This is a genomic window from Ruegeria sp. AE4 (assembly GCF_056542185.1).
In genome coordinates this window covers 60,279-80,261 of sequence record NZ_JBQFZK010000001.1, presented here as the reverse complement: position 1 = coordinate 80,261, position 19,983 = coordinate 60,279, and the positions used below count along the sequence as shown (strand labels likewise).

The following is a 19,983-nucleotide window of genomic DNA, read 5'->3' as shown; positions in this document are numbered from 1 at the left end:
TGCGGCACAGTTCCGCAAATTTGGGCGGAACCTATGCTTTGAAATGTCGGTTTGCAAGCAAAGGCGGTCATGTACCCCACCTGAATACTGGCATGTCCCGGCAACCACGGGCAAAGCGTTGCAGATATGCCCTAGGAACATAACCGAAACCGGGTATAGTTTGTCCGAAGGGGGACACATGACACGGCCGCTCAAGCCTTTCCTTTCGTTGCTTTATTTACTGACTGCCCTGTCGGTGACCGTGTGGCTGTCCGATGCGGCCATGTCGCAGGAAGCACCCGCGGAATCCCCCCTGACCGAGACTGCGGGATCGGACACGTTCATGGCCCCGGTCATAGTAGACGGGGACATTCTGTTTCAGGTGCGCGGATCAAGCGCCCTGCCTGCTCCGGAGCGCGCCGAGGGCGTACAGGACAAGATCATTGCGGTTGCGGAAGCGTCGGAAGCACCTTTGGTCGAGATCACCTATGAAGAGACCGAGTTTGGCACCTGGATTCTGGCCGATGGTCAAAGAATCTCGATCGTTACTAAAGCTGACGCTGAACTGGATCAGATGGAACTAAGTGTTCTGAGCGTTTTGCATGGCAATGCGATCAAACAATCCATTGAGGCGTACCGAGCCAACCGAACCGATCAGGCGCGCGTTTCCGGTGCTATCGAAGCGGCTGCCTGGACGTTGGGATTTGCCCTGTTTGTTGTCACTATCCTGTGGCTGCACCGTCGGATCAGGCGTCGCACATTGAAGCTGGTAAAGCGCTATTTAAAGGATGTCGAAACGGCGACAGCCAAAAGTGTTCAGGCCGAAGCAATCGCGGCCCTTATCCGCTATGGTCTGAACTTCGTGCTGCTGATCATCTTCTTTCTCGGTTTCTACTATTACCTGTCCTTTGTTCTTTTGGCTTTTGCGGAAACCAGATATTTCGCACAGCTTCTGCTGACCTATCTGACAGAGCCCGTGCTGCTTATCTTCCGGGGCATCCTCAGCTATATCCCCAATCTGATCATGCTGGGCCTGATCACATGGGTGACGTTGTACATCATCAAAGGGCTGCGCGTGTTCTTTGATGCGGTCGAAGCCGGTTCGTTCGAAATGGGTGATTTCGAGAAACACTGGGTCAACCCGACGTTCAACATCGCCCGTGTCGTCGTTATTTTGATCGCGCTGGTGTTTGCGGTTCCCTATATTCCGGGCTCAGATTCTGCCGCGTTCCAGGGGTTGACCATTCTGGTTGGCGCCATGCTGTCTTTAGGCGCGAATTCAGTCGTGTCCAACATGCTGGCCGGGCTGTTTGTGATTTACCGCAGGTCTACCTCGATCGGTGACCGTATCCAGATCGGGGACCACATCGGCGATGTGGTTCAGATTAAACTGATGGAGACCCACCTGAAGTCGATCAAGAACGAGCTGATCTCGATCCCCAATGCACAATTGATGAACTCAGATGTCGTTAACTTTTCAAAGAAAACCAATGGTGACGGACTATTACTGCACACGACAGTCGGCATCGGCTACGAAGAACCCCCTGAGAAGGTAGAGGCGATGCTGATCGAGGCCGCCAACCGCACCAAAGGTATCAAGGTCAATCCCGAACCTTTTGTGTTGTGGACCGCGTTGGCCGATTACGCGATCAATTATCAGATCAACGGCTACACCACCCGTGGCAGCATCATCCCCAAAATCCGCTCGGACCTGCATCGAAACATTGTCGCTGTATTTAACGAGAACAATGTGCAGATCATGACGCCTTCTTATGTGGCTGACCCGCCCGAGCCAAAAATACCGGCCGGGGCATGGGATGGCCACCTGACGCATGAAACCCACGAAGACGCTGATAAGTCGTAACCGGTGCTACACCCTGCCCCGCAGATGGTGCATAAGCGGGTTCAGTGATTCACGCATTCAAGGATCTGAGACATGCACGACATCCGCGCCATTCGCGAAAACCCTGCCGCTTTCGACGCCGCCCTAGCGCGCCGTGGGGACGCGCCGGTGTCGTCAGATCTGCTGAGGCTGGACGAAAGCCGGCGTTCCAAGATTCTGGCTGCCGAAACCGCACAGGCCGAACAAAACAAGGCCAGCAAGGAAGTCGGTGCAGCCAAAGGGCGCGGCGACGGGGCTGAATTCGAACGCCTGCGCGCGCTGGTCGCCGAGAAAAAGGCCGAAGTCGCCTGGATGCAGACCGAGGCCAAGGATCTGGATGCCTTGCTAACCGATCAACTAGCCCGCATCGCCAACCTGCCCGCCGATGACGTGCCGCAAGGCGCGGACGAAAACGACAATGTCGAAGTCAACCGCTGGGGCACCCCGCGCGATTTCAGCTTTGCACCGAAAGAGCACTACGACATTCCCGCCGTCGCAGCCGCAATGGATTTCGAAACCGCCGCCAAAACCAGCGGCAGCCGGTTTGTGAACCTGTCCAAGGGGGTTGCCCGGCTCCACCGTGCGCTGGCCCAGTTCATGTTGGACACACATATCGACAAGAACGGGCTGACAGAAATGCAGACACCGGTTCTGGTTCGGGATGAGGCGATGTATGGCACTGATAAACTGCCTAAATTCGGTGACGACAGCTATCAGACGACAAATGGCTGGTGGCTGATCCCGACCTCCGAGGTCACGCTGACCTATTCAGTGGCCGGTGACATTCTTGAAGAGTCTGCCCTGCCCATCCGTATGACCGCCCATACCGTCTGTTTCAGGTCCGAGGCAGGAAGCGCGGGCAAGGACACTGCAGGAATGCTGCGCCAGCACCAGTTCGAAAAGGTCGAGATGGTCTCGATCACCCATCCCGACGCGTCAGATGACGAACAAAAGCGCATGTTGCGCTGCGCCGAGGATCTGCTGGAACAGCTGGGTATCCCCTATCGCACTGTTGTTTTGTGCACCGGTGATATGGGCTTTGGCGCGCGCCGCACCTATGACATCGAAGCGTGGCTGCCCGGACAGGACACCTATCGCGAGATCAGCTCGGTCTCGACCACAGGTGCGTTTCAGGCGCGTCGGATGAATGCCCGTTTCCGGCCTGAAAGTGGTGGCAAACCCGAATTTGTTCATACTCTGAACGGTTCCGGTCTGGCTGTCGGGCGTTGTCTGATCGCAGTTCTGGAGAATGGGCAGAATGAAGACGGCACTGTTTCGCTGCCCGAGGTACTTGGCCCCTATCTGGGCGGCAAGCTGACCCTGCAACTGGACGGTACTTTGGCCTGACACACAAAACCGGCACCGTCAGGCACCGGTTAGGACATCAACTGAAGGCGAAGAGGTTTTACTTCTTCGCTTTTTTCTTGTCCTTCTTCTTTCCGCCTTTCTTGCCGTCTTTCTTTTTTCCGTCCTTTTTTGACTTTTTGTCCTTTTTGGACTTGGCTTTCACCTTGTCTTTGGCCTTGGAAAAGGCGGCTTCCATCTCTTTGCGCTTCTTCGCGGCTTTTTCGGCCTTAGCCTTGGCTTTGGCCTTTTTCTTTTCAGCAGCCTCGGCTTTTTCGGCGGCTGCTTTTTCTTCTGCCGCCTTGCGTGCGGCTTCCTCGACCCGTTTCTCGGCTGCGGCTGCGGCGATTGTTTTGCGGGGTGCGGCTTTGCGTGCGGTCGGTCTGCGCGTCGCGGGCGTCCGGGCCGCAGTTCGGCGTGTTGCCGGTTTCGCAGCAGGCGGTTTTGCAGCAACGGCATCTTTGGCAGATGCAATCAAAACCAGCGCGCGCGCCTCACCGATCCGAGGGACCTTGACCAAATCAGCAGGAGTGGCCTTGGCTATCGCCTCGGCCGTCTTGAAGCCATTGGCAACAAGGGCCTGGCCAAGTGCCTCTCCTACACCTTTTATGTCGGTCACAGCGGTCATTATAGGTCCTCTCTCTGTCTCGTTACCGGTTCGTATATACAAAAGATACACGAATCCGCAAGCTGTGTGGTGCTCGCCCCTGTTCTGCCAGCTTAGTTATGGGCAAGACCAGCGGCTCGGTTGTCTCTCGGAAAGGGTACGAGGCGCTTGGCATTTTCGTCCCATAGCTTCAGGTTCAATGCTGCCACGGCCTCGGGAAATTTGATCCGGCGGGGGGTATATTCCGGCGGCAGGTTATAGTGGCAGGCACGCAGGCGATATGATGGGATACGCGCGTTGAAATGGTGGATGTCGTGCAACGTGATGCAGGCCACAGCCATATCGAACCACCATCCGAAATCCAGTGCGGATGACCCCTCAAGCGCTGCTGTCTGAGGGTTCAGATCGGGGCGGCGATCCCAATAGGTATCTTCGAAGTTGTGCTGAAGATAAACAAGGAAGACGCCCAGCATTCCACCCAAAAAGGAAAACACCAGCCAGACCCAAATGCCCGTCATACCCGCGATCAGATACAACAATCCAAGAAAAACAACGATCGACAGGTTGTGCAACACCACACCTTTGGCGCCAAAACGCGCCGTATTCTTGGGCCAGCGGTATCGGATGAAATAGGTGAACAACGCGCCGGCCGGAACCAGGATGAACGGATTGCGATACAGCCGGTAAAACAAACGTGTTTTCCAATCAGCTGCATTCCACTCTCGCAGGGTCATCGTGTGAATTTCACCTGTCTCGCGGTGCTCAAGATTTCCGATGCCCGCATGGTGCAGATTGTGGTTCTGCTTCATCACCTCGAACGGGGCGAAAGTGAAGGGAGACAGGCCATGCCCTGCCCATTCGTTTTGAATCCGTGTTTCAAACAGAGAGTGATGCCCGCAATCATGTTGCAGCACATAAAGCCGTACTGCGGCAAAGGCGAACACGATCCCGGCGGGTATCATGATGTACCATCGATCAACAAAGGTGATCGCAACGGTCAGCGACGCGAAATACACCGCAAATGTGCCAAAATAACTTGCCGCGGCCAATCTGTTGTCCTGCACCGCGTAATGTCTTGTATATTCCCTCAAATCCATCCAGCCGTCTCCTTACGATGGCCGTTCAGTTTTCTGTTCAAATCTAGGTGCGGCTAGTCCGCGTGCAAGCAGTGCGTGCCCAAACAAATGCACACGCATGAATGCTAGCGCGGAGAACAGAAACTGTCACGCCCCCGTGAGGTAAGATGCTGAAAATTGGCGCAGTTACGCGCGGCCCTTGAGATGCTTGGCCAATGCGCCCGCATTTTTCTTGCGCCGCCCCTTATACGGGTTCTTGTCGCCCTGCCCGCGCAGCGTCAGACGGATTGGGGTGCCAGGCATGTCAAAGTCCTGACGCAACCCGTTGACCAGATAGCGGGTATAGCTTTCGGGCATCTTATCGGGATGAGAACACATCACAACAAAACCCGGCGGCCGCGTTTTCGCCTGGGTCATATAGCGCAGCTTGATGCGGCGGCCCTGCGGGGCCGGCGGCGGGTGTTGTTCCAGCATGGCAGTCAGCCACCGGTTCAACGCCGCGGTTGGCACACGGCGGTTCCAGACATCATGGGCGCGCAGGATGGCGGCGCGCAATCTCTCAAGCCCGCGGCCCGTTTTCGCCGAGACGGTAACCAGAGGGGCACCGCGCAGCTGCGGCAGCAAGCGATCAAAGGCTTCTTTCAGCTCCCGCAGCTTTTCCTGCTTGTTTTCCTCGACGTCCCACTTGTTTACAGCAACAACAACAGCCCGGCCTTCACGTTCGGCCAAGTCGGCAATTCTCAGGTCCTGTTGTTCAAACGGAATGGCCGCGTCCAGCAGTACGACGACAACCTCGGCGAACTTCACCGCGCGCAGACCGTCTGACACCGAAAGCTTTTCAAGCTTTTCCTGTACCTTTGCTTTCTTGCGCATTCCCGCCGTGTCAAAGATCCGCATCGGAATGCTTTCTCCATCCGGGTCGGCCCAATCGATCCGCAGGCTGATAGCGTCACGGGTAATCCCGGCCTCGGGCCCCGTCAACAGGCGGTCTTCGCCGATGATCTTGTTGATCAGCGTGGACTTGCCCGCATTCGGACGGCCGACCACGGCCACCTGCAACGGCTTGGCAGCGGTGATCAGGGGCATTTCGCCCTCACCGTCTTCATCCAGCTCAATATCTGTTTCCGGGGCTTCTTCGACCTGTTTTTCCTCGGCTGCATCCGCCAATGGCATCAGCTGAGCATAAAGGTCGGTCATCCCCTCGCCATGTTCACCCGACATGCGCACCGGTTCACCCAAACCCAGATTGTATGCCTCGAGCACCCCGGCATCCGCTGCGCTGCCTTCAGCCTTGTTGGCCGCAAGGATCACGTGCTTGGACCGCTTGCGCAGGATTTCTGCAAACATCTCATCCGTGGGCGTCAGCCCGACCCGCGCGTCGATCATGAACAGGCAGACATCGGCCATGTCCACGGCGCGCTCGGTCAGGCGGCGCATCCGGCCCTGCAAACTGTCATCTGTCGCGTCTTCAAGCCCGGCCGTGTCGATTACGGTAAAGCGCAGATCGCCCAGACGCCCTTCGCCCTCGCGCAAGTCACGCGTCACACCAGGCTGGTCGTCGACCAGGGCCAGACGTTTGCCCACGAGGCGGTTGAACAATGTGGATTTGCCCACATTCGGGCGCCCCACGATGGCGAGGGTCAGCGACATGATACTCTACTTTCAAGACTCAAGTTGCGCCCTTTAACGCATCTTGCCGTCAACGGAAAGCGTGTAGATCACCTTTGGTCGAAACAACATACAGCGTCTGCCCGGCCACAACGGGGGATGCTGTCGCGCCTCCGGGAACTTCAGCCTGATGTACCAGTGTTCCGTCAACTGGATTGAAGAACCGCAGATACCCGTCGTTGGACGCAACCACGATACGACCCCCGGCCAGAATTGGGCCGTAGTGCGCGAAGATCGGTCCTCGGCGGCCACGCTTGTCCTTGACAAAGCCCGGCAGGTCCTGCGCCCAGATGACAGACCCGTCCGCCGCGTTCAGGCGCACCAGCTGGCTGCGATCACTGATCAGGAAAATGCTGTTGCCCGCAGGCCAGACTGTATCGACCGCACCTTCATCCGCCGTCCACTGGCGCTCACCGGAAGCGGCATCAAATGCGACGGTCCGGCCCGAGTGATTGCCGATGTAGATACTGTTGCCAACAACCATCGGACCGCCGGTCACATCGACGATTTGTGCCGCAGCGCGCCCGCGACGCCCCCCTGCCACAGACGCGTTCCATCGACGGATACCGCCGCGGCGGAACGTGGCGGCTACGTCGCCCGAGCCAAAGGCAAATACGGCCAGATCAGACGCTATTGCAGGCGCAGGCGCACCCAGAACGTTCCCGACGCTTGGTGTGCCTTCGAATTGCCAGGCTATGCGTCCGTCCTTGGTGTTTACAGCCCAGCCGGTTTCGTCTCCGGCCACAACGTATAACAGCCCGTCGTTCACCAGCGGTGCGCCGCTGCCAGTCGCTTCCAAGCGTTTTTGCCAGCGCACAGAACCCGATTTGGCGTCCAGCGCAGTAAGCCGACCGAACCCTGACGACACATAAAGGACGCCGTCGGCATAAGCCAAACCACCACCTGTTGCATCCGAGTCGCCATCACTTGGCGGGATCAGGTCGGTCTCCCATGCCAACTGCCCCTGCGGTGTGACCGCTGAAACGGTCGCCCCCGAATCCAGTGTAAAAATCAATCCTCCCGCAACCACCGGCTCGGCGGTAATGCGCTGCTTGCGCGAGTCACCCTGCCCAATCGAAACAGACCAGATCCGCTGTGGCGTCGCGCGCAAAGCGGCATGCGTGGTCCGGTACGCGGGCGTTCCCGGACTTTGGGACCAGTTGGCGTTGACCTGTTGCCCCGGCAGGCTGATCGGTTGCGAGCCGCGCTTTTCGACCGTTTCAAGATCTGAAACAGGGCGAATATCCTCGCGTTCACCCGGCAGAATGGCTTCGGGCGGTTCACAGGCCGCCAATGCGGTCAGGGCCAGTGCCGCAAAAGGCATTCCCGTGCGGGAAAAAAATCTTTTTACCATGATACTCCGAACTCGCCTGTCGTTAAGTCTTTTGTCCCGCCTGGTCAGCCTTGCTGCGCCACCAATGGTTCAGGTTCCCCACCCAAAGCAATGATCATTTGCGCGGCGCGCTGTTGCAGGTCGATACCCACCTCGGCATCCTGCCGCAGCGCCTGCAACCGGTCCAGCGCAGCATCGACATTGCCGTCGGCCACGTCAATCAGGGCCAACTGTTCTTCCGCCAGCAGCCGCAGAGGAGCTCCGGGGGATGCCAACGCCTCGAACTGTTGCCGTCGATCGGCGGCAGGCAAGGTGTCACCCTGCAAAAGCAGCGATTTGAAGCTTGCTATCGCGCGGTAAATCTCGGGCAGGTCGCCCTGAACGGCCACCGCGTTCAGGCTGTTGACCGCGTCCTCCCGGGATCCGGATTCGACCTGTGACGCGGACAGCAACATATCCAGCACTGCTTTCCCGCCCGGTGACATCGCCTCTGCCTGCGCAAGACCAGCAGCCCTTGCAGCCGGGTCATTTTCGGACAACGCAGCAAGAATGGTGTCACCCAATTGCTGAGCTTGCGCCGTGTCCCGCGCCTTGCGGTATTCATTGAAAGCGGCACCGCCTACGATCAACACGACGGCGACGACACCCACCCAGCCCCAGCGGCGCAGCAACAGATAGATCCGGTCGCGGCGCACCTCTTCGGTGACCTCATCAATGAAACTGTCAATATCGCTCATCCAAGCCCCCCGGGCTGTCTATCTTGTGTAAGTGCGCCATGTCATACCCCGGCACCAACGCCAAGCCAAGGGTTCGATTTTGCACATTTTGACCGCTTTGCTTCCCTCTTGCGAAAAAATGCAAACCGAACTATTCAGTTCAGTATGGAAAAGATGCCGAACAGACCCCATTTCATGGCGTGACAGCCCAAGTATTAATGGCGCAGATTCTTAGGAGAAACACTGTATGCGTTTGATTTCATTCATCAACGCCCTTCTCGTGATTGTTGCACTGTATTTTCTGGTGTTTGAACGTGACACCTTGTTCGCCTTTGCCGGACGCGGTGATGCCGTGGAAGCAACACAAGACGAAGCAGCAGAAACCGAAAACTCCGATATCTCTGCCGTGGGCGTTGTCGCCGTGCGCTCGCAAGCGCGCGAAATTGACAGCGCCGTGCTGCTGCGTGGTCAGACCAAGGCGAACCGGCAGGTCGAAGTGCTTTCAGAAACCACGTCCACCGTTATCTCTGAGCCCAAACGCAAAGGTGCGTTTGTAGAGGCCGGTGACATATTATGCGAACTTGATCCCGGCACGCGCCCGGCACAACTGGCCGAAGCCATGGCGGGCAAACTGGAAGCCCAGAGCCGCATCCCCGAAGCCGAAGCACGCCTGACAGAGGCACATGCGCTTGTGGCCGAGGCCGAGATCAATCTGACTGCCTCGCGCAAACTGGCTGAAACCGGATATGCGTCGGAAACCCGCCGCATCTCCAGCGAAGCGGTGATGAGCTCTGCGAAAGCCGGTGTGAAAACAGCTGAAGCAGGGCTGGAAGCCACGCGTGCAGGCATCGAAGCAGCCGCAGCAGCAGTCGAGGCCGCACAGCGAGAGGTTGGCCGCCTGACCATCAAAGCCCCCTTCAAGGGCTTGCTGGAAAGCGACACTGCAGAACTGGGCAGCCTGATGCAGCCTGGATCACTTTGCGCGACTGTCATTCAACTGGACCCGATTAAGCTGGTCGGCTTCGTGCCCGAGACCGAAGTCAATCGGGTGCTTGTCGGGTCCGAAGCATCGGCGACACTTGTAACCGGTCGGCAACTGGGCGGTCGGGTCACGTTCCTCAGCCGTTCAGCGGACGAGACAACACGTACATTCGAGGTGGAAATCACCGTTCCGAACCCAGACTTGACCATTCGCGACGGTCAGACCGCCACCATCCTCATCGCGGCTGAAGGAACGAAAGCCCACCTGCTGCCGCAATCGGCGCTGACACTCAGCAACGAAGGAAAATTGGGTGTGCGCACAGTTGGCGCAGGCAACGTTGTTGACTTCATGCCAGTCCGCATCCTGCGCGACACCGCCGAAGGTGTCTGGATCGACGGCCTTCCGGAAACGGTTGATATCATCGTGGTCGGGCAGGAATTCGTGATCCGGGGTGTTACCGTTGCGCCAACTTATCGGGAAGCCTCGCAATGACGGGTATCGTCGCATGGGCCGCAGGCAGGGCCCGAATGGTAATGGCGTTTATCGCCATTTCACTGGTCGTAGGCGGCTTTGCCTATGTCTCGCTTCCGAAAGAGGGTGAACCGGATATCGAAATCCCTGCCCTTTTCGTTTCGGTGCAGTTTCCCGGGATTTCAGCGGAAGATTCGGAAAACCTTCTGGTCAAGCCAATGGAGACCGAACTGGCGGATCTCGACGGGCTCAAGGAAATGTCTTCGACTGCGGCCGAAGGCTATGCCGGGGTCGCGCTGGAGTTTGAATTCGGCTGGGACAAGACCTCGATCATGGCGGACGTGCGCGATGCCATGAACACGGCCCAGGCTGATTTCCCTGAAGGTGCGGAACAATACTCGCTGACGGAAATCAACTTTTCCGAGTTCCCGATCGTCATCGTCAACCTGACGGGGGCCGTTCCGGAACGCACAATGGCCCGTGTCGCCAAGGATTTGCAGGACGAGCTTGAGGCGCTGGATTCCGTTCTCGAAGCGGGTATCGCCGGCAATCGTGACGAGTTGCTTGAGGTCGTTATCGACCCCCTGCGGCTTGAAGCATACAACGTGACCGCGGCCGAGTTGATCAATGTCGTGCGAAACAACAACCAGTTGATCGCAGCGGGCGAAGTCGAAACCGCACAGGGTACATTCTCGGTCAAGATCCCATCGTCATTCAAAACGGCGCAGGATGTCTATGCCTTGCCGGTCAAGGTCAATGGCGACCGGGTTGTAACGCTGGGTGAGCTCGCACAGATCAACTACACTTTTGAAGATCGCGAAGGTACCGCCCGTTTCAACGGCGAGGCGACCGTCGCGCTGCAGGTTGTCAAACGCAAGGGATATAACCTGATCGACACCGTAACGCAGGTGAAGGAAACCATTGCTGAGGCCAAGACCAAATGGCCGCCCGAGCTTCAGGCGGCGGTCGAGCTTGGGACGTCAAACGACCAGAGCCGCATTGTCGGTTCGATGGTCAGTCAGCTTGAAGGCTCGGTTCTGACCGCAATCGCCCTGGTGATGATCGTGGTTCTGGCCTCTTTGGGTACGCGGGCCGCGCTTTTGGTCGGTTTTGCGATCCCGACCTCGTTTCTGCTGTGTTTCGCGTTTCTTGCGGTCATGGGTGTCAGTATCTCGAACATCGTGATGTTCGGCCTCATTCTGGCCGTGGGGATGCTGGTCGACGGTGCCATCGTGGTGGTGGAATACGCAGACAAACGCATCAAGGAAGGTGTCGGCCCGATGCATGCCTATGTCGAGGCGGCCCAACGTATGTTCTGGCCCATTGTATCCTCGACCGCAACGACGCTATGTGCCTTTCTGCCCATGCTGTTCTGGCCCGGTATTCCGGGCGAATTCATGGGGATGCTGCCGGTCACGCTGATCTTTGTTCTGTCGGCTTCGCTGATTGTGGCGTTGATCTACCTGCCGGTCATGGGAGGCGTTTCGGGGCGTCTGAGCCGCGTTTTCGACCGGTCTTCGAACTGGCTCCGGGCGCGTACCCGGTGGTGGGTTCGGGCAGTGATGGTACCCCCGTCGCTCTACATGATTTTCCTGGGTGCGATGCAAGTTCTGAACCCTGACTATCTGCTGCCCGGAGGAGTGATCGCAGGTGCCCTGCTGTTCCTGTTCGGGGCCTTTGCCGGGTCTGTAACGCTGAGCGCAGCCAAGTTCGAGCGGGCGGAAGAAAACCACGTTCACACGGCGGACGAACACACACCTTTCGGACATGTGATCGGGTTCCTTGTCGGCAACCCGATCATGCCGATCGTGTCGCTGGCGGCGGTTTTCTCTGCCGTGTATTTCGTGACCTTCGTCTGGTTCCCACAGGAATCCCGAGGTGTCGAATTCTTCGTTGAAAGCGAACCGGAACAGGCAACTGCTTATGTCCGCGCCCGTGGCAACCTGTCACTGGCCGAAAAAGACGAAATGGTGCTGCAGGCCGAACAGATCATTGGATCTCATCCGGCAGTAATCAACGTCTTTTCCTTTGCGGGCGAAGGCGGTCTGAACCAGAACACCGGCGGCGCGCAGGCACCGGCCGATACGGTGGGGCGCGTCCAGTTCGAAATTATCCCATGGGAAGATCGCCCGAACGTTTCGGAATCCGCTTTGTGGGGATTGTTTGAGCGCCACTTTGTGGCTCCAGAATTTGATGGCGATTACGTAATCGACGATCTCAACGCCAAACTGGCGACAATACCCGGAATCGTTGTTGAAATCCTGGCATTGGAACAGGGCCCGGCCTCGGCCAAGCCCGTTCACCTGCGCATCAAGGGGGACGGTTGGGACGAGCTGACATCGGCCACTGTCACCGCGCGCCAGATCTTTGACGAAACGCCGGGGCTGATCAAAACCGAAGACACCCTGCCCTTGCCGGGCATCGATTGGCAGATCGACGTCGATGTGGCGAAGGCCGGCCGGTTTGGGGCTGATGTGGCCACCGTCGGTGCCATGGTGCAGCTGGTGACACGCGGCATCCTGCTGGGTGAGATGCGCCCCGACAGCACGGATGAAGAGATCGAGATCCGTGTCCGATTGCCGGAACAGGATCGCGTGCTGTCGACATTGGACACGCTCAAGGTCCGCACGCCGGACGGGTTGGTTCCGCTGTCGAACTTCGTGACCCGGGAACCCGTGGCCAAACTGGCCCAGATCAACCGTGTCGACCAGCAACGTTATTACGATGTGAAGGCGGATGTCGAACCGGGGCTGAGCAAGGTTGTGACCAAAGGGCCGGACGGGAAAGAAGAACGTCTGGCTGTAATGCGTGAAGTGACCGACGGTTATACTCCTACCGGCACTGTGCTGGACGGCGACGGTGGAAAGTCCTACGAACTGGTTCAACTGACCGGTGCAGAGAGTATTGACCAGCTGCGTAGCGCGATTGACGCAGGAGACGCGCAGTTCGCCCTGATTAACCCGAATGAGCGGATTGCGGTTCTGACCGAATGGCTTGAAACCAGCCCCTTCGCCAACTCGATCAGTTGGCAATGGACCGGTGATCAGGAAGAGCAGGAAGAATCCGGCGCATTTCTGGTGAACGCCTTCATGGGCGCATTGGGGCTGATGTTCGTGATCCTGCTGGCCCAGTTCAACTCGTTCTACAATTCGGTGCTGGTGCTGTTGGCGGTTGTTCTTTCGACCACCGGGGTGCTGATCGGCATGATCGTGATGGAGCAACCCTTTTCGATCATCATGACGGGCACCGGCATCGTTGCGCTGGCAGGAATTGTGGTGAACAACAACATTGTTCTGATCGATACCTATCAGGAATACAGCGCCTATATGCCAAGGATCGATGCAATCGTCCGCACTGCGGAATCCCGCATCCGCCCGGTTTTGCTGACCACGTTGACCACGATGGCCGGTTTGACCCCGATGATGTTTGGGCTTTCGCTGGACTTTATCAATGGCGGCTATTCCATCGACAGTCCCACTGCCCTGTGGTGGAAACAGCTGGCCACAGCGGTTGTCTTCGGTCTTGGCATCGCCACTGTTCTCACGCTGATCGTGACGCCGTCACTTCTGGCCCTGCGTGTCTGGGTGACAACTTACGCTGTCTGGCTCAGCCGCGGGCTTGCCCGTGTGACTGCGGGGCGGTCCAGTCAGATCGCGCAGGACATGGCTATTGGTCGCTCGGCCCGCAAACTACAGGCGACCGAGATTGTGTGGGACGAACCGTCACAATCCGAAGCCCGGTCACGAGACGAGCCTATAGATCAGGTTCCGGGATCGCCGCTAAAAGCCGCAGAATAAGAATGAAAGGACCGGGATTCCCGGTCCTTTTCGTTTTCTGCCGTCACAGTCGGGACCAGGTCTGGTGCGCGCAAATCGCATGTTCACAGCCTTTGACCATGAGCTTGTTTCCCTGCAACGTCATCTGAGGAACAGCGTCAACGTCGATCAGGGGAACCCAGAACTCACCCCCGCCGTATTTTCCACCGCCTTCGCTCGACACATCCCAGAACAGCTTTTTCCCAATATTCGGCGTTTGAACCTCCTTGCCTGATGAATCAAAAGCCGAAAGTATCGTGCCGCAGAACTTGCCCGCGCAGGCGGATATCTTGATATGCGAGATCAGGTTCTTGCGATCAGGCTCGGTCTTCCAAACGCCCTCGATCGGGTCAGCTGCGACCATAGCCGGAAGAAGAACCGCAACAGCGACAGGTACTATTCGTCTTGCTAATCCATTGATCATGGCGTTCCCCTTCATGCACGGCGCATCCTAGCACATTCCGCAGGGCAAGATGAGCCCCTCAGGCGGCCTCACTGTCCGACTGCTGGCGGTTCCACAGTTGAGCATATCGCCCAGACCGTGCCAACAGCTCGTCATGTGTGCCCTGTTCGATGATCTCACCGGCCTCAAGAACAACAATCCGATCAGCCTCGGCAATGGTGCTGAGGCGATGGGCAATCGTGATCACGGTGCGCCCTTCCCCTGCGCGCGCCAGCGCATCCTTGATGTCCTGTTCCGTGTCGGTATCCAGGGCCGAGGTCGCCTCGTCCAGCAACAGGATCGGAGGGTTCTTCAGCAATGTCCGCGCTATGCCAACCCGTTGTTTTTCGCCGCCGGACAGTTTCAGACCGCGCTCACCCACCATGGTGTCGTACCCGTCGGGCAGCGAAGTGATAAAGTCATGAATCTGAGCGGCGCGGGCTGCGGCCTCGACATCCCCAGGGGTGGCATCGTCGCGCCCATACGCAATGTTGTAGCGAATGGTGTCGTTAAACAGCACTGTATCCTGTGGCACAACGCCGATCGCTGCATGCAGGCTGGTCTGGGTCACGTCCCGAACGTCCTGCCCGTCGATCTTCAGCGCGCCTTTGGTCACGTCGTAAAACCGGAACAACAGCCGCCCGATGGTCGACTTGCCAGACCCAGTCGCCCCGACGATTGCGACCGTCTGTCCGGCCGGAACCATCAAGGAAACACCCTTGAGGATTTCCCTTTCGGGGTCATACCCAAAATGCACATTCTCAAGTGTGACCTCACCACCTTTGACAACAAGCTCGGGTGCATCAGGCTGATCGGTGACTTCGGCAGGTTGTTCGAGCAGATCAAACATCTGCCCCATATCAACCAGCGATTGCCGGATCTCACGATAGACCGTCCCCAGAAAGTTCAGCGGAACGGTGATCTGGATCATATACGCGTTGACCATGACAAAGTCGCCCACGGTCAGGTTTCCATTCTGAACGCCAATTGCTGCCAGAACCATAACTCCGATCAGACCGCAGGTAATCAGGAAGGATTGGCCGAAGTTCAAAAACGCCAGCGAATAGGCGGTTTTCAGCGCCGCCCCGGCATAGGCTTTCATCGACACGTCGTAACGTGCAGCTTCGCGCGCTTCCGCGTTGAAATACTTGACGGTTTCGAAGTTCAGCAAACTGTCAATGGCGCGCTGATTGGCTTCGGTGTCCTGATCGTTCATCTCACGCCGCAGCTTTACCCGCCATTCGGTCACGGCAAAGGTGAACCAAATGTAAAGGCCGATGGTGACGGCGACGACGACCAGATACCAGACGTCGAACAACCACATCAGGATGATCGCTACCAGCAACAGCTCAAGGATCAGCGGCCCGATTGAGAACAGCAGGAATCGCAGCAGGAATTCCACGCCTTTGACGCCCCTCTCGATGATACGGCTCAGCCCGCCGGTGCGGCGCGAGACGTGATAGCGCATGGACAGGTTATGGATATGCCGGAACGTCTCCAACGCCAGCGCCCGCAAGGCCCGCTGTCCGACAGGTGCAAAGGCGGCGTCCCGCAGTTGCTGGAACCCAACCGTCATCATACGCGCCACGCCGTAGGCAACCGTCACACCCACTGCGCCCAGCGCCAGCGGCGGCACGCCTTCACCTGCCAAAGAATCAACGGCGCCTTTGTATAGGATCGGGGTATAGACCGCGATCAGTTTGGCCAGAACCAGCATCGCCATTGCGATAACCACGCGGCGCTTTACCCAAACCTCGTCCTGCGGCCAGAGGTAGGGCGCAACCTTGCGGATTGTCCGCCAGCCTGAACTGCGCTCGCCGCTCTGCACCCCGTCACTCGAGGCCATCGGAGATGTTCGTCTCATCACGTACCTTGTCTGCGGTCAGAGAAAGGCTCTGGCCCGCAACGGGCCAGTGCGTTGATTATTCCGGTATCGTAAAGATTTGCCCCGGATAGATCAGATCCGGGTCGCGGATCAAGTCGCGGTTGGCTTCGAACAGGCGCACATACAGGATGCCATCACCAAAGCGGTCACGCGAGATCGCCCACAGCGTGTCGCCCCGCTGCACAGTGACCGACCGGATTGCCGGGGCATTGTCCTGCGCGGCCGTTCCGTCACCGCCACCTGATGCTGCTTCCAAAACTTCCACAGGCTCGCGTTTGAACGGGGTTTCGACCCGGCTGAGGACCTTCCCGTCCGTGTTCACCGCGTCAACACGCAACGTGTAAACACCGGGGTCGATGCCGTCCAGATCACTCCGCCAGGATCCATCCTGTTCCGGAGTGAGGTCGGCAACCAGACGATTGTCCAGATACACCCTGATGGCCGCGCCGTCCTGTACTCGCCCGGTCAACTGGACATCACCGGTCTCAGAATACCCGATGGTATCCAGCGCGACCTGTTCCGGCGGGGTATCCCGAACCACGGGTGGCTGCACGAGTTCAACGCCTTCTTCGCCCGACCGCAGTACCGCGATCTGCTGACCCGTTTCAGATGTCTCTGCCGACTGGTCGGCAATCTGCGCTTCGCTGGGTTCTGGCGCGGTCGCCACAGGGTCTGATGTTTCGGTCTCAGCTTGGGTTTCGGTCTCTGGATCGACAACCGCCGAGGCTATCTGTTCTTCAGCTTCGGTTGTTTCGCCCTGATCGGCAGCATCAGGTTTCTGCGCAACCGGCTCTTCTTCGACCGGCTTCGGCAGAGCGGCGATCAGATAGTCGTCAGACCGGGTTGTTTGCCCGCCGTTTTTGCTGTGCAGGATTAGCCCCTGCGCGGCATCGCCGAAGGGGATCGAGACGAACTCGGCGAACTGCCCGCTGCTGTCCACCGTGAACGTGTGCACGGTTTCACCGTTCAACAGAACTTCAATCTGGCTGCCCGGTTCGGCGTCACCTGACAGAAGCGCCGTTCCGTCTGCTTCAACAAAAATCTGATCCAAAACCGGGGGGGCCGTGGGTGCCTGTACATTCTCTTCCGATTGGGCCGCCGCAGGTTCAGTGTCTGGAACAACATCTGTTGCCGCAGCCGTGTCTTCGGCGGGCTCAGCGGTTGGTACCTCATCCGGTGTTACGGCGGCCTGCTCAGCTGGTTCTGTTGTGGTAGTTTCCGCGGGCGCTTCGACCGCTTGTTCCTGCGGTTGCGTGGCTGCAACGGACGCGGGTTCCTGCGGTGCGCCCGCCTCAGGCTCTGGCGCTTTGGTGAAAGCGCCGGACAGATACAAACCCCCAACGCCCAGCACGGCAACCAGACCCGCAATCACACCCCAGACAAAATTGCCCGAGCTTCCGTTTCCCGATTTGGCGTCCATTGTTTTCCTTTCACCCCGCCGTACAAAAGCTTTGTCTTCAAAAGCCTTCCAGCGGACAGTTGAGCCAATCTATCAATCCCGCTATCAGGGGTCAAAACCTCTGACACAACCCCGGAGCGTCTCTTTCATGTCTCAGAAATCCGTCTGTGTGTATTGCGGGTCACGCAATGGGGCCGAGAAGGCTTATTCTGAAACTGCGCGACATTTTGGCAGCCTGCTTGCGCAGGAAGGCTGGCGGCTTGTTTACGGTGCCGGAGATGTCGGGCTGATGGGCGAAGTCGCCCGGGCCGCGCAACAAGCCGGTGGAGAGACCTTTGGCGTCATTCCAGTACATCTGGTCAAACGAGAGGTCGGCAAGACCGACCTGACCCATTTCGTGATCACCGAAACCATGCACGAGCGGAAAAAGGTCATGATCATGAACGCTGACGCCGTTGTTGTCCTGCCCGGTGGGCCGGGATCACTGGACGAGCTTTTTGAAGCGCTGACCTGGCGGCAGCTGGGCCTGCACGACAAACCCATCGTCATCGTCAATGTGAACGGCTATTGGGATGCGTTGAAAACCCTGTTGCATCAGGTGATCGGGCAAGGCTTTGCAGATCGATCACTGGGTGACTTTGTCATTTGGGCTGAAGATGCAGAAACAGCGATGACGGCCCTGCGCGACAAGCTGCGGTAAACCCGGCAGGTCGCGAAAGTGTCTGACCGAACGCAGCTGTGCATCGTTGCCGCACATATGCGGGCAAGACATTGGGCTGGTCGATTTGGTGAAGCCTCAGGTCTTTAGGCAGACAGTTCGATAACCGTGATCTCGGGGGTTACACCAAATCGAACCGGAAGAATGGAACATCCAATGCCGCCGGACACAACCAGATCACGCCCGCCTTCGCGCACATGCCCATAGGCATATCTGTTGCCGTATTTGGAGGGCACGATCGGCGACCAGCCAAACAGACGAATCTGACCGCCATGCGTATGACCGGATAGCGTCAAAGCCACCCTGTCGGGCACTTGAGGGAAGATGTCGGGCTCATGCGCCATCATCACAACCGGGGCATCATCGGTGATTTGCGCCAGTGTCCCCGACAGATCATCCAGCCCCTGCGGTTTACCGTTGCGCCAGATCGCAAGCTGGTCTTCAAGACCCGCCAACCAGAAACCAAGAGCTTCTAGCTTGATGGCGGTATTCGACAAAACCGTAATTCCGCTCTGCTCCAGCGCATCGGCATATTGGTTGGGGCCAGCACCACGGCGCTGCGCCTGCCGGTCATCCCACCAGTCGTGATTGCCAAGTACAGCAAAGACGCCGTTCTTGGCCTCAAGGTTGGCAAGAACCGGTGCCAGATCTTTCATTTCGACAGGACGCAAAACGCCTTTGTGGCTTGCGAAGAAATCACCCAGAAGCAGGATCATATCCGGCGCAAGCGCATTCGTACGCCGTACCACCTGTTTTATTCGGTCCAGCCCGACCAAAGGTTCGCCCAGATGCAAATCTGCCAGTACGGCAATCCTGAGCGGCGGCGCAGTCCAATCCTCTCGCCGGACGCGCCATTTTCGCACGCGTAGCCGCAGGGCGGGTTCGATGAAAAACCCGTAGACTGATGTGATTAGGCCTGCCAGCGTCACCGCCAGCAGGCCCTTGATAAACCGGCGTCGGTTCAATGACTTACATCCGCGACGCGACGTTCTCCCAGTTCACCAGATTGTCGAGGAAGTTCGACAGATAAGCCGGACGTTTGTTGCGGAAGTCGATGTAGTATGAGTGTTCCCAAACGTCACAACCCAGCAGCGCAGTCTGACCAAAGCACAGCGGATTCACGCCGTTTTCGGTCTTTGTCACGGCCAGCGAACCATCCGCGTTCTTGACCAGCCACGCCCAGCCCGAGCCGAACTGACCGGCACCAGCGGCGCTGAACTGCGATTTGAATTCGTCGACCGAACCAAAACTTTCGGTCAGAGCTTTCTCAAGCTCACCGGGCATGGCGTTGTCGCCGGGGCCCATCATTTCCCAGAACTGGTTGTGGTTCCACAGCTGGCTGATGTTGTTGAAGATACCGTTCTGCGCGACGGCATTTGCGTCGTAGGTGCCAACGATGATCTCTTCCAGCGACTTGCCGTCCCATTCGGTGCCGGCGATCAGTTTATTGCCATTGTCGACATAGGCTTTGTGGTGCAGATCGTGGTGATATTCCAGTGTTTCCGCGGACATACCCTTGGCTGCCAGCGCGTCATGTGCATAAGGAAGATCAGGAAGTTCAAAAGCCATGTCGGCCCCCTGTATAAATTTGAGTTGCGGTTCCCAAGGTTAAATGCTTTGGCAGCCGCCGCAGGTCAAGGGCCGAGACAAGAAAACCCGGAGGCAG

The 19,983-nt window shown here is 57.9% G+C and carries 15 protein-coding genes; 5 read left to right on the top strand and 10 right to left on the bottom strand.

The features are described from left to right. The first annotated feature begins 178 nt into the window (after nt 1–178). Nucleotides 179–1,843, top strand: coding sequence for a mechanosensitive ion channel family protein (locus tag ACR0EK_RS00400; RefSeq protein WP_480564208.1), 1,665 nt, complete (start codon nt 179–181; stop codon nt 1,841–1,843). Between the two features lie 72 nt (nt 1,844–1,915). Then, nucleotides 1,916–3,208: a serine--tRNA ligase gene (gene serS / locus ACR0EK_RS00395; RefSeq protein ID WP_480564205.1), complete on the top strand. Its 1,293-nt coding sequence runs from the start codon at nt 1,916–1,918 to the stop codon at nt 3,206–3,208. A 58-nt stretch (nt 3,209–3,266) separates the two neighbouring features. On the opposite strand, the gene ACR0EK_RS00390 is transcribed toward serS, so the two are convergent. From ACR0EK_RS00390 to ACR0EK_RS00370, 5 genes are all read right to left on the bottom strand, one after another. Further along, entirely contained in the window at nt 3,267–3,833 is a 567-nt protein-coding gene (locus tag ACR0EK_RS00390; protein WP_480564201.1) for a helix-hairpin-helix domain-containing protein, read from the bottom strand. A 92-nt stretch (nt 3,834–3,925) separates the two neighbouring features. Beyond that, nucleotides 3,926–4,909 carry a fatty acid desaturase gene (locus ACR0EK_RS00385; RefSeq protein WP_480564198.1) on the bottom strand — a complete coding sequence of 328 codons (984 nt, stop codon included), beginning with the start codon at nt 4,907–4,909 and terminating at the stop codon, nt 3,926–3,928. Nucleotides 4,910–5,074: 165 nt separating this feature from the next. Then, nucleotides 5,075–6,538, bottom strand: a complete 1,464-nt coding sequence (gene der / locus ACR0EK_RS00380; RefSeq protein ID WP_480504671.1) for a ribosome biogenesis GTPase Der — start codon at nt 6,536–6,538, stop codon at nt 5,075–5,077. A gap of 49 nt (nt 6,539–6,587) precedes the next feature. Beyond that, complete coding sequence (locus tag ACR0EK_RS00375) at nt 6,588–7,910, bottom strand: PQQ-like beta-propeller repeat protein (protein ID WP_480564196.1); 1,323 nt, start codon at nt 7,908–7,910, stop codon at nt 6,588–6,590. A gap of 44 nt (nt 7,911–7,954) precedes the next feature. After that, nucleotides 7,955–8,626, bottom strand: a complete 672-nt coding sequence (locus ACR0EK_RS00370; RefSeq protein ID WP_480480318.1) for a hypothetical protein — start codon at nt 8,624–8,626, stop codon at nt 7,955–7,957. A 226-nt stretch (nt 8,627–8,852) separates the two neighbouring features. Between ACR0EK_RS00370 and ACR0EK_RS00365 the strand changes: the two genes are divergently transcribed. Together ACR0EK_RS00365 and ACR0EK_RS00360 are read left to right on the top strand one after the other, a co-directional pair. Continuing rightward, the gene (locus ACR0EK_RS00365) at nt 8,853–10,079 is read left to right on the top strand and encodes an efflux RND transporter periplasmic adaptor subunit (protein WP_480564192.1); all 1,227 of its coding nucleotides are present in this window, start codon (nt 8,853–8,855) and stop codon (nt 10,077–10,079) included. Next, on the top strand, nt 10,076–13,855 hold the full coding sequence (locus tag ACR0EK_RS00360) for an efflux RND transporter permease subunit (RefSeq protein ID WP_480564189.1): 3,780 nt from the start codon (nt 10,076–10,078) through the stop codon (nt 13,853–13,855). The genes ACR0EK_RS00365 and ACR0EK_RS00360 overlap by 4 nt, the downstream gene beginning before the upstream one ends. A 43-nt stretch (nt 13,856–13,898) precedes the next feature. On the opposite strand, the gene ACR0EK_RS00355 is transcribed toward ACR0EK_RS00360, so the two are convergent. Genes ACR0EK_RS00355 through ACR0EK_RS00345 form a run of 3 tightly spaced genes read right to left on the bottom strand, consistent with a single transcriptional unit; the run spans nt 13,899 to nt 17,620 of the window. Beyond that, complete coding sequence (locus tag ACR0EK_RS00355; protein WP_480564186.1) at nt 13,899–14,297, bottom strand: DUF2147 domain-containing protein; 399 nt, start codon at nt 14,295–14,297, stop codon at nt 13,899–13,901. Nucleotides 14,298–14,355: 58 nt separating this feature from the next. Further along, nucleotides 14,356–16,179: an ABCB family ABC transporter ATP-binding protein/permease gene (locus tag ACR0EK_RS00350; RefSeq protein WP_480564183.1), complete on the bottom strand. Its 1,824-nt coding sequence runs from the start codon at nt 16,177–16,179 to the stop codon at nt 14,356–14,358. Nucleotides 16,180–16,237: 58 nt separating this feature from the next. Next, nucleotides 16,238–17,620 (bottom strand): LysM peptidoglycan-binding domain-containing protein, encoded by a 1,383-nt coding sequence (locus ACR0EK_RS00345; RefSeq protein WP_480564179.1) that lies wholly within the window; start codon nt 17,618–17,620, stop codon nt 16,238–16,240. A gap of 127 nt (nt 17,621–17,747) precedes the next feature. Here ACR0EK_RS00345 and ACR0EK_RS00340 point away from each other — a divergent pair, with 127 nt between their 5' ends. Next, the gene (locus ACR0EK_RS00340; protein WP_480564176.1) at nt 17,748–18,299 is read left to right on the top strand and encodes an LOG family protein; all 552 of its coding nucleotides are present in this window, start codon (nt 17,748–17,750) and stop codon (nt 18,297–18,299) included. 104 nt (nt 18,300–18,403) lie between these two features. On the opposite strand, the gene ACR0EK_RS00335 is transcribed toward ACR0EK_RS00340, so the two are convergent. Both ACR0EK_RS00335 and ACR0EK_RS00330 read right to left on the bottom strand, forming a co-directional pair. Beyond that, a complete protein-coding gene (locus tag ACR0EK_RS00335) occupies nt 18,404–19,282 on the bottom strand; it encodes a metallophosphoesterase (RefSeq protein WP_480485229.1) in 879 nt (292 codons plus the stop codon). A gap of 4 nt (nt 19,283–19,286) precedes the next feature. Beyond that, nucleotides 19,287–19,886: a superoxide dismutase gene (locus ACR0EK_RS00330; RefSeq protein WP_170704218.1), complete on the bottom strand. Its 600-nt coding sequence runs from the start codon at nt 19,884–19,886 to the stop codon at nt 19,287–19,289. Between the last annotated feature and the right edge of the window lie 97 nt (nt 19,887–19,983).

Coding starts and splice junctions, on each gene's coding strand:
- ACR0EK_RS00360 (WP_480564189.1), top strand. CDS start 10,076: ATGACGGGTATCGTCGCATGGGCCGCAGGCAGGGCCCGAATGGTAATG.
- serS (WP_480564205.1), top strand. CDS start 1,916: ATGCACGACATCCGCGCCATTCGCGAAAACCCTGCCGCTTTCGACGCC.
- ACR0EK_RS00375 (WP_480564196.1), bottom strand. CDS start 7,910: ATGGTAAAAAGATTTTTTTCCCGCACGGGAATGCCTTTTGCGGCACTG.
- ACR0EK_RS00355 (WP_480564186.1), bottom strand. CDS start 14,297: ATGATCAATGGATTAGCAAGACGAATAGTACCTGTCGCTGTTGCGGTT.
- ACR0EK_RS00385 (WP_480564198.1), bottom strand. CDS start 4,909: ATGGATTTGAGGGAATATACAAGACATTACGCGGTGCAGGACAACAGA.
- ACR0EK_RS00350 (WP_480564183.1), bottom strand. CDS start 16,179: ATGAGACGAACATCTCCGATGGCCTCGAGTGACGGGGTGCAGAGCGGC.
- ACR0EK_RS00330 (WP_170704218.1), bottom strand. CDS start 19,886: ATGGCTTTTGAACTTCCTGATCTTCCTTATGCACATGACGCGCTGGCA.
- ACR0EK_RS00370 (WP_480480318.1), bottom strand. CDS start 8,626: ATGAGCGATATTGACAGTTTCATTGATGAGGTCACCGAAGAGGTGCGC.
- ACR0EK_RS00390 (WP_480564201.1), bottom strand. CDS start 3,833: ATGACCGCTGTGACCGACATAAAAGGTGTAGGAGAGGCACTTGGCCAG.
- ACR0EK_RS00340 (WP_480564176.1), top strand. CDS start 17,748: ATGTCTCAGAAATCCGTCTGTGTGTATTGCGGGTCACGCAATGGGGCC.
- ACR0EK_RS00400 (WP_480564208.1), top strand. CDS start 179: ATGACACGGCCGCTCAAGCCTTTCCTTTCGTTGCTTTATTTACTGACT.
- der (WP_480504671.1), bottom strand. CDS start 6,538: ATGTCGCTGACCCTCGCCATCGTGGGGCGCCCGAATGTGGGCAAATCC.
- ACR0EK_RS00365 (WP_480564192.1), top strand. CDS start 8,853: ATGCGTTTGATTTCATTCATCAACGCCCTTCTCGTGATTGTTGCACTG.
- ACR0EK_RS00345 (WP_480564179.1), bottom strand. CDS start 17,620: ATGGACGCCAAATCGGGAAACGGAAGCTCGGGCAATTTTGTCTGGGGT.